General features: G+C 48.1%; 11 protein-coding genes and 3 pseudogenes. 7 read left to right on the top strand and 7 right to left on the bottom strand.

Translation table 11 applies throughout. The annotated features are described in order from the left end of the window. Nucleotides 1–24: 24 nt before the first annotated feature. The 4 genes and pseudogenes from R9X49_RS03755 to R9X49_RS03740 form a co-directional block, all read right to left on the bottom strand. A pseudogene (locus tag R9X49_RS03755) lies at nt 25–376 on the bottom strand (JAB domain-containing protein); the annotation flags it as partial. 103 nt (nt 377–479) lie between these two features. Further along, nucleotides 480–1409 carry an HNH endonuclease gene (locus tag R9X49_RS03750; RefSeq protein WP_319847280.1) on the bottom strand — a complete coding sequence of 310 codons (930 nt, stop codon included), beginning with the start codon at nt 1407–1409 and terminating at the stop codon, nt 480–482. Next, nucleotides 1406–3721 carry an AAA family ATPase gene (locus R9X49_RS03745; protein WP_319847279.1) on the bottom strand — a complete coding sequence of 772 codons (2316 nt, stop codon included), beginning with the start codon at nt 3719–3721 and terminating at the stop codon, nt 1406–1408. The genes R9X49_RS03750 and R9X49_RS03745 overlap by 4 nt, the downstream gene beginning before the upstream one ends. After that, nucleotides 3708–4934: a DUF2235 domain-containing protein gene (locus R9X49_RS03740; protein WP_319847278.1), complete on the bottom strand. Its 1227-nt coding sequence runs from the start codon at nt 4932–4934 to the stop codon at nt 3708–3710. The genes R9X49_RS03745 and R9X49_RS03740 overlap by 14 nt, the downstream gene beginning before the upstream one ends. A gap of 512 nt (nt 4935–5446) precedes the next feature. On the opposite strand from R9X49_RS03740, the gene R9X49_RS03735 reads away from it, so the two are divergent. Continuing rightward, nucleotides 5447–5632 (top strand): hypothetical protein, encoded by a 186-nt coding sequence (locus tag R9X49_RS03735; RefSeq protein WP_319847277.1) that lies wholly within the window; start codon nt 5447–5449, stop codon nt 5630–5632. A 568-nt stretch (nt 5633–6200) separates the two neighbouring features. Further along, entirely contained in the window at nt 6201–6467 is a 267-nt protein-coding gene (locus R9X49_RS03730; protein WP_319847276.1) for a hypothetical protein, read from the top strand. Between the two features lie 33 nt (nt 6468–6500). Here R9X49_RS03730 and R9X49_RS03725 read toward each other — a convergent pair whose 3' ends face one another. Continuing rightward, complete coding sequence (locus R9X49_RS03725; RefSeq protein ID WP_039508990.1) at nt 6501–6815, bottom strand: CcdB family protein; 315 nt, start codon at nt 6813–6815, stop codon at nt 6501–6503. A gap of 2 nt (nt 6816–6817) precedes the next feature. Beyond that, nucleotides 6818–7054, bottom strand: a complete 237-nt coding sequence (locus R9X49_RS03720; RefSeq protein WP_319847275.1) for a type II toxin-antitoxin system CcdA family antitoxin — start codon at nt 7052–7054, stop codon at nt 6818–6820. 284 nt (nt 7055–7338) lie between these two features. On the opposite strand from R9X49_RS03720, the gene R9X49_RS03715 reads away from it, so the two are divergent. Together R9X49_RS03715 and R9X49_RS03710 are read left to right on the top strand one after the other, a co-directional pair. After that, entirely contained in the window at nt 7339–8433 is a 1095-nt protein-coding gene (locus tag R9X49_RS03715; protein ID WP_319847274.1) for a hypothetical protein, read from the top strand. Nucleotides 8434–8564: 131 nt separating this feature from the next. Continuing rightward, nucleotides 8565–8681: pseudogene (locus R9X49_RS03710) on the top strand (transposase); the annotation flags it as partial. Between the two features lie 222 nt (nt 8682–8903). Here R9X49_RS03710 and R9X49_RS03705 read toward each other — a convergent pair. Beyond that, complete coding sequence (locus R9X49_RS03705; RefSeq protein WP_319847273.1) at nt 8904–9926, bottom strand: IS110 family transposase; 1023 nt, start codon at nt 9924–9926, stop codon at nt 8904–8906. Between the two features lie 66 nt (nt 9927–9992). Here R9X49_RS03705 and R9X49_RS03700 point away from each other — a divergent pair. The 3 genes and pseudogenes from R9X49_RS03700 to aztB form a co-directional block, all read left to right on the top strand. Beyond that, nucleotides 9993–10987 (top strand): annotated as a pseudogene (locus R9X49_RS03700) (IS3 family transposase); the annotation flags it as partial. Nucleotides 10988–11177: 190 nt separating this feature from the next. Beyond that, nucleotides 11178–11903 carry a zinc ABC transporter ATP-binding protein AztA gene (gene aztA, locus R9X49_RS03695; RefSeq protein WP_319847272.1) on the top strand — a complete coding sequence of 242 codons (726 nt, stop codon included), beginning with the start codon at nt 11178–11180 and terminating at the stop codon, nt 11901–11903. After that, on the top strand, nt 11903–12793 hold the full coding sequence (aztB, locus tag R9X49_RS03690; protein WP_319847271.1) for a zinc ABC transporter permease AztB: 891 nt from the start codon (nt 11903–11905) through the stop codon (nt 12791–12793). Before aztA ends, aztB begins: the two co-directional genes overlap by 1 nt. The last annotated feature ends 2 nt before the right edge of the window (nt 12794–12795 follow it).

The raw sequence follows: 12795 nt of genomic DNA, 5'->3' as shown, positions 1-12795 counted from the left end.
TAGCTTTTTTGTGTAGATGGTACGTCAAATCAGCCACTGCTCCGAAAACGACACGGAGCCTGCTCCGGCCACAATGACCTGCCAGCATACGCACCTCAACTAGCCCCAGCGCTTCCTTGAGCCGCTGTGTCAGCATCTTGTCCGCCTGTGACGGCTCAGGATTCCCGCTCGGATGGTTGTGCAAGAGGATGACCACCGCCGCATTGAGCCGCAGGGCTTCCTTGACCACTTCACGCGGATACACCGATGCACTGTCGATGGTGCCGTGGAACATCTCCCGGTACTCGATCAGCCGGTGGCGCGTATCCAGAAACAGCACCGCAAAGACTTCATGCTCAAAGCCTGCCAGCTTGTTGCGCAGGTATTCGTCAAAGGCATCTAACAGAAAACTACTTCTGCGGTTCAAAGGGTTATTATGAATCAGATAAACAAAATGCGGCATTGCTCCCGTATGCGGGCTACGCCAGACTAACATCGCTTTAGCGCTCCGCCATCTTCGCTGTAAACTCGGTCACCCAGGCCGTGGCCATTGCCGAATAGGGTTGATCCGCTGAAGTCATTTGCTTCATTTCTTCCCCCGTCCACGTCATGAGCAATTCCAGCTTGCGATTAATACTCGCCTTAATCTCATCAGATAGCGGCGTAGCCTCAATCGCCTCGACAAGTTCACCGAGAGAAATCAGCATTTCACCTAAAAATACCAGCCGACGCAGATAGCGCGTCCGCTCCTGCACGAGACCGAGACGGTTAAGGCCGTAGATATGAATTGAGGTGACCCCGCGTTCACTTGGCCCTTCGCCAATCGGGATCGCTAGGCTCACCGGTGGATTGCCGATGCTGACAAACCGCATATGCTCGTCGGGATTGTCATAGTAAGGGTTGAGCAACAGCGGCGACTCGGTCACATAGTTTTTATCTTCCGGCAAAAGTCTTGGCCCGCCGCGCGCTACAGGAAAGCTGTCCTTCTTACCTGACGAATTACGTGATTGCGTCTGGCGGTCCAGCAGTACGCTTAGTTCGGTAGCCCCATCAACAAGCCGCTGTTTACGCTTACGGTTACAGTCAATACAGCTTGGCAGGAGGTTATCCCAGTCCATCGCCAGCCACCAGTATCCCGGATGCGACGCGTCTTCACTGACGGCACTTTTGGGGCGATAATGTTCAATGTCCACCGGTGCGGAGGCCGAAAAGAAACTCTCACAATAGGCGCATTTATAATGAAACAGCGCATTAAGTCGCCATTTAACCTCATCGGCTTTATAAGCAACAAAGTCGTAGCTCTCTCTTTTCTCTTGCTCCACGGCATAATGCGCCCTCGAGCGTTCCAGTTCGGTGGTCCCGTCTTTATTCTTCGCGTTCAAGGCTGCGGGGGGTAACGTCTGCTCCTGTGTGCGGATGACCTTTCTCATCGCAGTACCTGCTTCAGAATATCGACAATTTTATCCTTTGTGCGTTCCCGCAATGCCGCGCGGGAGTTCGGCGTTTCTCGATGCCGGTCCTGCAAATACCTCGCGACGGCTTCCTGCACCAGACGATGCGCTTCCGACGTCCCGACGGGCATTGCTGAGGCGATATCTTTCTCGAACGTGTAAAGGACTCGTTTTTCCACGTCATTTAGCGAGCCCCCTTGCTGCGCCTTTGCTAGCAGGTCGGCCACATGGGCCATTTGCTGGTTTATTTTTGGCTCAACAGTGGAATAGAGCTGGAAGAAGTCGGCCGTCAGAAGCTGGTCGATGCGCAGGGTATCGATATTCGGTAAAGCGGTTAAGGCCTGAACTGTGGTGGGTAATTCATCGTCCAATACCGAATTATCATTCACCGTTTTTTGTAATACGACCACTTCGCCATCGCACATGCCCCGCAGGCAAAGCGGATCGTGAGTGGTGACAATAAAGGTCATATTAGGCAGCGCCCGACGCAATCCCTTCATTATCTGCATTTTCCAACGAGGATGAAGGTGCGCTTCAACCTCGTCAATCAACACCACGCCCAGAGCGCTATCCAGCGTCCCAAAGGTGGGGTTATATTCCGGATTCATCAACCCGGCCATGATGTCGCATACCATCGCCAGCACGGAACGAAATCCTGATGAAACAATATTCAGCGGGGTACGAATACGAAGAGGCTCGCCGTTTTGTTGAAACAGCGGCGTTACGATATAGCACACCCCCGCCGCTTCATCGCGCTCTACAACGTCAAACTCTCCTTCGATCGCCAGAACATCACGTAAAGCGCGGATCACCATATTGAAGTGATCTTTTTCAAGCCCCAATAGCCAGGTCTGTGGATTGCCGAGCAGGTTGCCATCAAAAAGATTTCGCACCGGGTGATCGGCGGCATAGCGGCGCTGCTTATGCTGGTAATGACGAAAGGCGCCATACGCGAAAACAGGTCCAACATCAAAACCTTGTTCCCGGCTGATCTGATAACCGCCCTTATTGAGCGTCATTTTGAGGCGTTGCTGTTCTGAACTGAGAATATTGACATAAGCGGTATCAGAGCCGCGTCCCGGTTCCCCCCCCATGTACCGCGGATCCAGTACATAGCTACGCCAGTTGAGGGTGAGTTTTTTTCTTGCTTCCTCGGTGGCCAACGCCAATGCAATACCTTCAAGGATTGAACTTTTGCCGGTAGCATTTTCTCCAAGGATAAGCACCGCAGGAGCTATCGGTGCACCATCATGATCTACCGTTACTGGGGTGACCTTCAGCGCGATTTTTTGCAGCGATTTAAAATTTTCAAAATCAACTTCGCTTATTCGCGCAGGTTTCGCACCAGAAATATCGTCTTCGCTGAACTCTTCGTTGAATAGCGGTTCTTTACGCTGGTTCTCATTTATGGCGTCAGTAAACCATTCCAAACCGCGTGGCTCTTTAAGCAACGGTAAGAACAGGCGGATAATCCTTGCGGGTGAGAGATTCGGTTTTGGTCCTTTGCGCGTGCCAATTTTTTCTGCTAGACGCCGTAAGAGTAGATACCAGCTACCGCCAAATTCAATCTCTGAAAAGCTGAACAACGTTTTGAGTTCGCCTGAGGATGAATACTTAATCGCACTGGCAACACCTTCAAGATACTTGCCAAAACGTATCGACCGCTTATTAACTAGTTCGCTGCGATTGAGGCCAAATGTGTTGATGGTTTCATTTCCCGCTTCAGATTGCGCGACTAATCGACCTTCAACTTCTACCGAAAAATGGGAGTAAAAATTTTGGAGTTTGCAGGGATCTAACAACAGAGCTCTCTCTTTAGGAGGCCACACTGGCCACAGCCCTGTACCACTTTCCAGATACTTCATATACATCTCTTGCGTGGGGATCGGCGCCCGCCTCCCTTTCACCGGAAAATAGTTACGGCCATGCGCGTTACAGTCTGCACAGGCCAGGTAGAAGTTCTGCCATGCGTTTGCCAGCCAGGCATAGTAAATATGGCTATCCACCAAACCGTAATGAGGCTCTGCACCGTTCACGGGGCGAAAATAATGTATGTCCAATGCTGACGTTTGGGATTCACAAAACGCACAGCGGCCATGAAACAGCGAGTGAAGTGCGGGCAGCACGCTGGAATAGCTGCCAGACTGAACGCTGCTTTGTGGGGCTCGAGTTTGCGCACGCCTATTGGGTTCAAGCTGCAAAAACTGCCACATCCGCTCCCCGTTGCTAAAAAGCCTATCGCCCCGTAACTCCTCTGGTGGCGGAACACGCCGTCTGTCAATGTACTGCATCGATGCTTTCCTCGAGTTGCGGCTCTGAAACAACGTCATCGGTAAACTGGTAAGAACCGTTGAGGTTTATAGGACGGTAGTGCGGATCCTTCGCCATTCGCTCCCTTACCGAAGCGTGTATCAGCGAACCCGGTGGAATAGCGCGCGGTTCGCCCAGAGGCAAGTAGCGTCCCAGAAAAGTAGGTCGCGAAGTGCACCACTCGCGCCAGCGTTTATTTTTGGGGATGTACTCAAGGAGCCACCACAGCCCCCTCAGGGAACGGTGGAGTATTCCGGTAGCATCCGGGGGAACGAAGGTTTCGCCGCCGCGAGTCAGTTTTCCTCCCTTGCTGATTGCACGACGGCACTCTTCGTCATAGGTCAGACCGGCTTTTTGCGCCTCTTCCAGCATCCAAATCAGAGGATATTTGGAGAGTCCGCTTTCACTTTCAGGATACCCTCCTCCGACATCAGCATGAACTCCTGCGAACCAGACCTGCTGGATATCCTGAGAGATTTCGCTCTCTTTCCGGTAAGGAACAGGTCGGTAGGGTTGAGGGTCTATCCATCGGTTCAGGCGAAACATGCGCCGTCGTTCATCCATGGAAATGGCCTGTCGAAAGCACTTCACCGCCTTGTTGGTTCGGGTGAAACGAAGCGTTTGTATGCTTGGCAGCAGGCGATCGCTGCGGGGCACTATCACTGAAGAGACGGTATCCCATACGCCGATAAATTCAATTCTCGCAGGTCGCCCGCCCGCAATACGGCCAAAGAGCCAGGCGTCCTCCAGATCATTAGAGGGAGCTGTGGCAGACCGGTCGCCACTGGCCTTTTTATACGCCGTCAGGCCGTATTCGGCCAAGTTACGCTGGCCAGGTGGAATGATGCCGATAGTTTCAACTAACGCAGCTACAACGCGCACCGTATAAGCACCGCGGCTGAACCCAAGCAGATATATTTTGTCTCCTTCATGCCAGTTCTGACACAAAAAATCGTATGCCTTGAGCACGTCGTTATCCAGACCATACCCTGCCCCCAGTCCTAATAACAGACGACATTGTTGTTTAAACCGTTGCCAAGGATTATCCAGCGCCAGCGTGCCCACTCCCGGCGTATAGAAAACTTGCTGCTGTGTTTTTTTTTCAAGAATGCGATAAAACTTGAGTACGTTTGACATTGTCCGGTTTAATTCATTACCAGTCCCATCGCAGCAAATAACAATCCGTCTGTCCATTTTTATCTCCGGTAGCTTGACCTAAAAAAGTAGCACACAGAATTGAATAAATAATTTTATTATTAATCTACACGTTAAATTAATTTATGGGTATTTATTCAATGATTTTTAAGCACAATGTAAAATTGTTAAATGACATTACCCCCCTAATAATCACTCAAATTTTATTTATTGGAGATAAATTGTTAAGCTGAAATTATTTATTCGTACAGCTTTTAGGCGAATCAGGTTCAATGAAAAAGATGTTCGCCAGAATAACGCCATATTCAATCATCACCGTATGACGAAAGAATCTAAATCTAAGAAAAATAATGGATCGTTATCTGGAATGGGTTTCTGGTTTGAAGACAAAAAAACCTGACATACAAAGCATAATACTTGGCTTGTGTACAGAAAAGGAAAATTAGAAAAAATTAGTGGTCATTCTGATGGTATTGACACCACAAAGCATAACTTTATATTAATAATCATCCAGTTAATGGAAAAGGCGTTCCCAGTCAGAGGAGCCAAGAATGTCCGTTTATGCTCTTAGAGCATCCCGAAGCCTATTGAGTGGGCTGTTCATGTCGAAAGCGGATAGATGTGTCATTCGCATTGGCGACATTGCCGACAGCACGCTGATTGCCAGTAAAATAGCGATACAAACGCGCGTACTGTGTGCCAGCCTGGCCTATCTGGAAAACTGCCTCACTGGATGATATAGCTTCCCATCGTTTAATCGACAAATTGCACGGTGCAGATCTGCTCTGCTGGTCGAACGTGATTGATCATCCGGCCAGAGCCCCCCTGCAGCCATGTTTGGCTGTGACGATTTCGACGCAATGCGTCAGGCCGCGTTTAACTGTTGGGGATCGCTTTCCTGCCTGACTGGGTGGAGGGTGATAACATTAACAGTGGCCCCTGACACAACTTTTCCCAGAGTTCGCTTTGCAGCCACATAGAACGATCATCACATGAAGCGAAGTGTTTAAACCTGCTTTAAATAACCAATAACTATTGGTGGTCATTCTGGTGGTCTTGACAGAAAGTGAATTCAGGTTTAGCTTAAATATTAGCCAGTTAATGGCAAAGGCGATCCCAGTCAGAGGAGCCAAATTTAAAAAATCCCGCTTAAGGCAACTTAAGCGGGATTTTTGCTTTTATCACTTTATTCAATGCTTTCACGTGAAAAGTCTTTCCGGTACACATTCTGTTTTCCCCCTGCATCGGGAGAATTTGGTGGTCAGATTTGGGGTCAAGTTAGTTCGATGACGGAGTGACCCCCAAATGTCTCTTAACGGCTCAAAAATCCGCAACTTAAAACCATCAGCAAAACCCTTCAACGTTTCCGATTCTCATGGTCCGTATCTTCACGTTAAACCTACTTATGTTATGCCGAACAACAAAACCAAAACCGCTCTTATCAGGATGTTTGACCGTATCAGGACTGTAGTAAGGAACGCAATTTCGGTTCCGTTTGATGCGAAAAACCGGGAGATGTTTCTCTTCCGCACGATAGACGAGCTTGAACAGGCTCCCATCAGCCACGATTAAAGGCATGCCTGTTTAACAGAATAGAAAGAAACGTCAGAACCCGTCGATGAGGAAATCTATTGCCGCCTTTACCTGAGAACGGTACTGCGACGCATCACAAAACACCGCACCCAGAGCCTGGACAGGGATACTTGCCAGCTCATGAGTCATTACGGCGTATTCTTTGCCATCCGTCAGTCTGACGACGGGGACAAGGCGATCCGGTCGGCGGCCTGCCGGATACTTTTCAATAGGGAGCAATGGGATCACTATCCGACGATTCAATTGCCCAATAATATCGCTCGTGACATCGAGCAACAGCGGGTAAACGACGCTCTTCCCAGTATTACCGTATACAGTGAATTGCATGGTTAAAACGTCCTGTATTCATCGCTGAAACAACCCTGCTCATCATGAAAACGATTTAGTGCTGCGAGAGCCTCCCTGTTTTCTTCCTGCCATTTTTTCGCTTCACGATAGCGAAGCTCTGCATCCAGGGCGGTTGTCAGGGTGGCACTCAGATTAATACCCGCCTCACGCGCTCTTACCAGTAAGGCACGCTCTACTGTCATGGTCACGCTCTGCGTGTTGCGTTGTTTCGCGGTCATGGTTTCTCTCCCGCATGAATACGTGCGTGTTACACGGCATAATACACTTATCATAACACCAAAAACAAGCTCTGCTGATGCTTTGTGCGAAAGCACCGAAAGACATTACTGAAATCGCAGAAACTGCAACTAAATTTTTGATTGATTTCATGGTCGAGGTCACTGAATAATGGTCATCTGAAAAACTAGGCATCTCAAAAGAGGACTCTTATCTGATATAGTTTTTTTTAACATCTTCAAAGAGAGTATATGTTTCACATAAAAAACATAAGAAGGAAAATTTTATGCAGAGTGGGACTGGGCAATCGAAGGATAGCCTCATTGACGAGTTTTTATCTCAAGAAATAACTTTCAAAGATATGGGGCTGTCAATACATGCATTATTGAGCTCCTTGTTAAGAAAGAGAGGGATAGAATCTCATTCCATATCCTATAGAGTAAAAGATAAAACTAGTCTATCAAAAAAAATTGATAAAAAGAATAAATACACTTCACTAAGAGATATAACTGACATCCTAGGGTTCAGAATAGTAACATTCTACTCAACAGACATTGATGAGATTGAAAAATTAATAAGAGAAGAGTTTGAAGTCGATAAGGAAAACTCTATTGATAAAAGAAAATCTATTGAGCCAGATAGGTTTGGATATATGTCTCTCCACTATATTGTTTCTTTAAAAGAAGGAAGGACAAATTTACCTGAATATGAAGGATTCAAAAATTTTAAGTTTGAAGTGCAAATTCGGACAATATTACAACATGGATGGGCAGAGATAGAGCATAAACTTGGTTATAAATCAAGTAACTCTATGCCTGATGAGATACGTAGATCATTTTCCATATTGTCAGGGACACTTGAGTTAGTAGATAAAGAATTTATAAATATAAAAAACCAAATAATAAACTATGATGAAGTAACAAGACAAAACATAAAGAAAAACAAAACAAATAACACCTCGATAAATGAACGCTCTTTAGCTATTTTTATTGAAGTTGATCGTTTGCTAAATGAAGTATATGAAAGCTATGTTGAAAAAGCAAAAGGAATTAATTTTTCAACAAGAGAACCCCTTCCTAATGCAAGCTTCGGCGAACACTATAAAGATAACGTTAGCGATTTAAAATTACTTGGTTTTAAAACTTTACATGACATTAATAGCGCAATTAAAGAGTTGGACGTCCATAAGACCTTGTCTGTAATATTAAAATACCAAGAGAAAGTGGATAACTGTAACATTTACTACGCGGATATTTTTTTAGTTTTTTTAATTTACATATCATATCTGTTGCAGCATGGGGATATAAAACCAATACAAGATACAAATCCAGAATATAATGATTTTGTAGAGGATTTGAAGGCGTTAATTCAGGATTGTTAGATCTTGAGGTTATTGTATCCAGAGAAATGTTTAGATATCTGGATACAATAATTGTAAGTATCCCGCTTAACTGAACCATTCACTTTTAGAGATCTTCCGACATACTGAGTATGTTCCCTGAGGAGATCGCTATGCGCAAAGCCCGATTTACCGAGCACCAGATCATCGCCGTGTTGAAGTCCGTTGAAGCCGGACGTTCCGTGAAAGACGTCTGCCGCGAAGCGGGAATATCCGAGGCCTCGTACTACATCTATGGACTACCTCCGTTTTGCAAGTACTGAATCTGGTTTTGGGTTGTTGCTTACATCTATCCGGCATCAGGAATACTAACCTGTGCCCAAATGGGTAATCCGCACACAATCGCCTCAACAACTGGACGGCCTCTGAGGCCAATATAATAGTCAGGTTCCGATTGTGCAGGTGCAACCTGTCATCATTTTTCAGTACACTGCAACTCTTCTGGCTGGGTACTAACTTCCAACTGCCTGATACTCGCTATCATTTCTCAGCATCGACCAAATTATTCTCGCGTTCTTGTTAGCGACCGCCACGGTCGTTTTATTAAACCCGCGCCGTTCCTTCAACTGGTTAACCCACTGATACAGGCAGCCATCATTGTTATTTGTGGCAACTCTGACGACAGCGCGGGCACCATGAATAAAAAGTGTCCGCAAATGCTTGTCGCCTTTTTTCGTCATATTCATCAACACCTGCTTGTCGCCACTCGAGTGTTGTCGTGGAACCAGACCAAGCCATGCGGCAAAGTGACGACCATTTTTAAATTCGGTTCCTCTGCCAATCGCGGCAACAACAGCCGTGGCTGTTTTAGGACCAATGCCTTTAACTTTGGCAATGCGCTGACAGGCTTCTGATTGCCTGAACACAACATCAATTTCTTTATCAAAAAAGTTTATACGACGACCAAGATCGTTAAAGAGATCATAGAGTTCTGCAATTGTCCTCCGCATTCTGGCGCTGAGACCATTTTCAGCATCTTCAAGGATAAGCGGAACGGCACGACGAACTCTTGAAACTGCCGCGCCGATTGTTATTCCCCGGTCAAGCAGCAGTCCTCGGATTTGGCAGACTGTTGCAGTACGATGATTGACAATACGCTGTCTTGCGCGGTGCAGAGCCTGAATATCCTGCTGTTCAGGGCTTTTCGGTGGAACAAACTGCATCGTAGGTTGCATCAGAGCCACAGCTATCGCCTGCGCATCATTGCCGTCATTTTTTTGGCCACGGACAAAAGGTTTTACATACTGAGGGCTAATAACTTTTACTTTATGTCCCAGTTTCTCAAATTCACGTTGCCAGTAAAATGCCCCAGTGGATGCCTCGACACCAATCAGACATGCCGGAATATTCGCCACAGTCTGGAGTAATTCTTTTCGTCCAGTGCGTTTTGTATAAACCTGCTTACCGGCCTGATTTAATCCGCAGAGCTGAAAGATATTTTTAGCCAGATCGATACCCAGAAATACGATACCCATGGTGATTCTCCTGGTGCGCATATTTCGAATAGTTAACCGCAGAGGGGGGAGGTAGTCCATCCCATTAACTGGAAGAAGAAATTTGGCGGCATGGAAGCCTCTGATATCAAAAAGATGAAAGATCTGGAGGACGAAAATCGTCGTCTCAAACAGATGTTTGCCGATTTGAGTCTTGAGTGTCGTGCTCTGAAAGATGTCATCGAAAAATAGCTTTAAAACCAGCGATAAAGCGTGAGCTCGTCAGTTACCTGACCGCGCAGTTTACGATGAGCATACGCCAGGCATGCAGGACGTTATCACTGAGCAGGACGGTGTATTTTTATCAGCCGGACACCTGTCGTGATGAACCGGTGATCCAGGCTCTGTCGGAGGTGGCTAAACGCTATCCCCGTTACGGCTTCAAGAAGCTGTTTCAGGTGCTGCGCAGGCAAGGCAATGCCTGGAATCATAAACGCGTTCACAGGATTTACTGCCTGCTTAAACTGAATTTTCGCCATAAGGGAAAGCAACGTCTGCCGGTACGCAATCCGACTCCGTTGGCGACGCCGGAAGCACTTAACCAGAGCTGGTCGATAGATTTTATGCATGATGCGCTGGTCTGCGGCAGACGCTTTCGGACCTTCAATGTAGTGGATGATTTTAACCGCGAGGCTCTCGCAATAGAAATCGATCTGAATATCCCGGCGCAGCGGGTGGTCAGAGTACTGGACAGGATCGTGGCAAACCGTGCTTATCCGCTGAAACTGCGGATGGACAATGGTCCGGAGCTAATCTCGCTGACTTTGGCGCAGTGGGCTGAAGAGCATGGCGTGATGCTGGAGTTTATTAAACCGGGAAAACCAACGCAGAATGCCTTCATCGAACGTTTTAACCGAACGTACCGGACAGAAATACTGGATTTTTATCTGTTCAGAACACTGAATGAAGCGAGGGAAACCACAGAGCGCTGGCTGACGGAATACAACAGCGAGCGGCCTCATGAATCGCTGAATAACCTGACGTCGGAAGAATACCGGCTGATGGCCGAGAAACCGGAAATCTCAAAAAGTGTGTGGAACTAAAAGCGGTCTACTTACAATACGTTAAGCCCTGTACGACGCCATTATTGGGTTCAGTACAGCCTGGCACTTATGATTAGGTTGATTTTCATACAGAACTTCACTTTGCAGTAAAAACTGTCTTAAATATTTACACCCATTAATGATATGTTATAACATCACAAAATTAGCGAAATAATGGAACATTAATGAGATGACGGATTTTGCAGTACAGGTCGAAGAGCTGACGCTCGGCTACGATGGAAATCCCGTATTGAGCACTATCACGGGTTCAGTTCGCAGAGGTTCTCTGACTGCGGTAGTCGGCCCGAACGGCTCGGGTAAATCGACGCTACTGAAGGGTATTGCCGGAATACTGCAACCTCAGTCAGGTATCTGCCGTATCGCATCAGGTGCACGGATCGCTTATCTGCCCCAGCTCTCGGAGCTTGATCGCAGCTTTCCAGCCACTGTCAGCGATCTGGTATCGCTAGGCCTCTGGCAAGACAGAGGTTTGATGGGCTGGCATCGCCGCCAGGATCGGATGCGCGTCGTTCAGGCGCTTGCGGCTGTTGGACTGGCGGGTTTTAAAAATAAATCACTCAGCGCACTCTCTGGAGGTCAGTTTCAACGCGCCCTATTTGCCCGAGTGATTGTTCAGGACGCCAGTATCATTTTACTCGACGAGCCCTTCAATGCCATTGATACGGCGACCACGCAGGATATGCTGGCCCTGATCAAAAACTGGCACTCACAGCAACGTACCGTCGTTGTGGTGATACACGACCCTGAACTTGTGAGCCGTCATTTCCCAGAAACGTTAATGGTCAATGGCACCGTGGTCGCCTGGGGAGAAACCTCGTGGGTGATGAAACACAGCCCAATCCCACCAGCATTCTGTCGGCATGACACCACGCTGTACGTGGCTGGAGACCGGTAATGGCCTGGCTTTACGATCTACTCATCAATCCGTTTGTCGAATTTAACTTTATGCGCCGCGCCCTTATGGGGGCGTTGCTGCTATCGCTCAGCGCATGTCCGGTGGGTGTGTTCCTGACCCTACGCCGCATGAGTCTGGTCGGGGATGCCATGTCCCACGCCGTGCTACCCGGTGCCGCCTTTGGTTTTTTGCTCTATGGACTAGAAATCATTCCAATGACACTCGGCGGCATGGTTGCCGGGCTGGTCGTGGCGATAGGTTCCGGGGTCGTGTCACGGCTAACGGTACAAAAGGAAGATGCCTCCATGGCGGCGTTTTACCTTATTTCACTGGCGCTCGGGGTGCTTATCGTTTCGCTGCGCGGATCGAGCGTAGACTTGATGCATGTGCTCTTCGGCTCCGTTCTGGCGCTGAATGTGCAGGCACTGACCCTCATCGCCGGCGTTTCCGCCGCCTCTTTGCTGGCACTGGTACTCTTGTGGCGCGCGCTGATTGCTGAGTGTCTGGACCCACTGTTCCTACGTACCGTGTCCCGGCTTAGTTCGCCGGTTCATTTCCTGTTCCTCACGCTGGTGGTGATAAACCTTGTGGCAGGATATCAGGCGCTGGGTACGCTGCTGTCGGTTGGTTTGATGATTCTCCCAGCCGTCACCGCTCGTTTCTGGACCCATCGCGTCATCACGCTTTGCCTGTTTTCGGTGCTGATTGGGGTGGTAGCCTGCGTGACGGGTCTGCTGTTCTCCTACCACTATTCGCTGCCATCAGGTCCAGCCATTATTCTCGCCAACGGCGTTTTTTATCTGGGCTCAACCGCCCTTGTCATGATGAAAGACACCCGCCGCCCTTCTCACTCTTCGTTAGTTAAAACGCGCGCTTCACGCACGGAGTAAAT

Source organism: Pectobacterium carotovorum, from assembly GCF_033898505.1.
Lineage (GTDB): Bacteria > Pseudomonadota > Gammaproteobacteria > Enterobacterales > Enterobacteriaceae > Pectobacterium > Pectobacterium carotovorum_J.
The sequence above is the reverse complement of the archived record's forward strand: the minus strand, read 5'-3'. Positions and strand labels throughout refer to the sequence as shown.

Excerpts from the sequence above, each read along its gene's own strand:
- R9X49_RS03750 (WP_319847280.1), bottom strand. The coding sequence starts at position 1,409 with ATGAGAAAGGTCATCCGCACACAGGAGCAGACGTTACCCCCCGCAGCC.
- R9X49_RS03745 (WP_319847279.1), bottom strand. The coding sequence starts at position 3,721 with ATGCAGTACATTGACAGACGGCGTGTTCCGCCACCAGAGGAGTTACGG.
- R9X49_RS03740 (WP_319847278.1), bottom strand. The coding sequence starts at position 4,934 with ATGGACAGACGGATTGTTATTTGCTGCGATGGGACTGGTAATGAATTA.
- R9X49_RS03735 (WP_319847277.1), top strand. The coding sequence starts at position 5,447 with ATGTCCGTTTATGCTCTTAGAGCATCCCGAAGCCTATTGAGTGGGCTG.
- R9X49_RS03730 (WP_319847276.1), top strand. The coding sequence starts at position 6,201 with ATGTCTCTTAACGGCTCAAAAATCCGCAACTTAAAACCATCAGCAAAA.
- R9X49_RS03725 (WP_039508990.1), bottom strand. The coding sequence starts at position 6,815 with ATGCAATTCACTGTATACGGTAATACTGGGAAGAGCGTCGTTTACCCG.
- R9X49_RS03720 (WP_319847275.1), bottom strand. The coding sequence starts at position 7,054 with ATGACCGCGAAACAACGCAACACGCAGAGCGTGACCATGACAGTAGAG.
- R9X49_RS03715 (WP_319847274.1), top strand. The coding sequence starts at position 7,339 with ATGCAGAGTGGGACTGGGCAATCGAAGGATAGCCTCATTGACGAGTTT.
- R9X49_RS03705 (WP_319847273.1), bottom strand. The coding sequence starts at position 9,926 with ATGGGTATCGTATTTCTGGGTATCGATCTGGCTAAAAATATCTTTCAG.
- aztA (WP_319847272.1), top strand. The coding sequence starts at position 11,178 with ATGACGGATTTTGCAGTACAGGTCGAAGAGCTGACGCTCGGCTACGAT.
- aztB (WP_319847271.1), top strand. The coding sequence starts at position 11,903 with ATGGCCTGGCTTTACGATCTACTCATCAATCCGTTTGTCGAATTTAAC.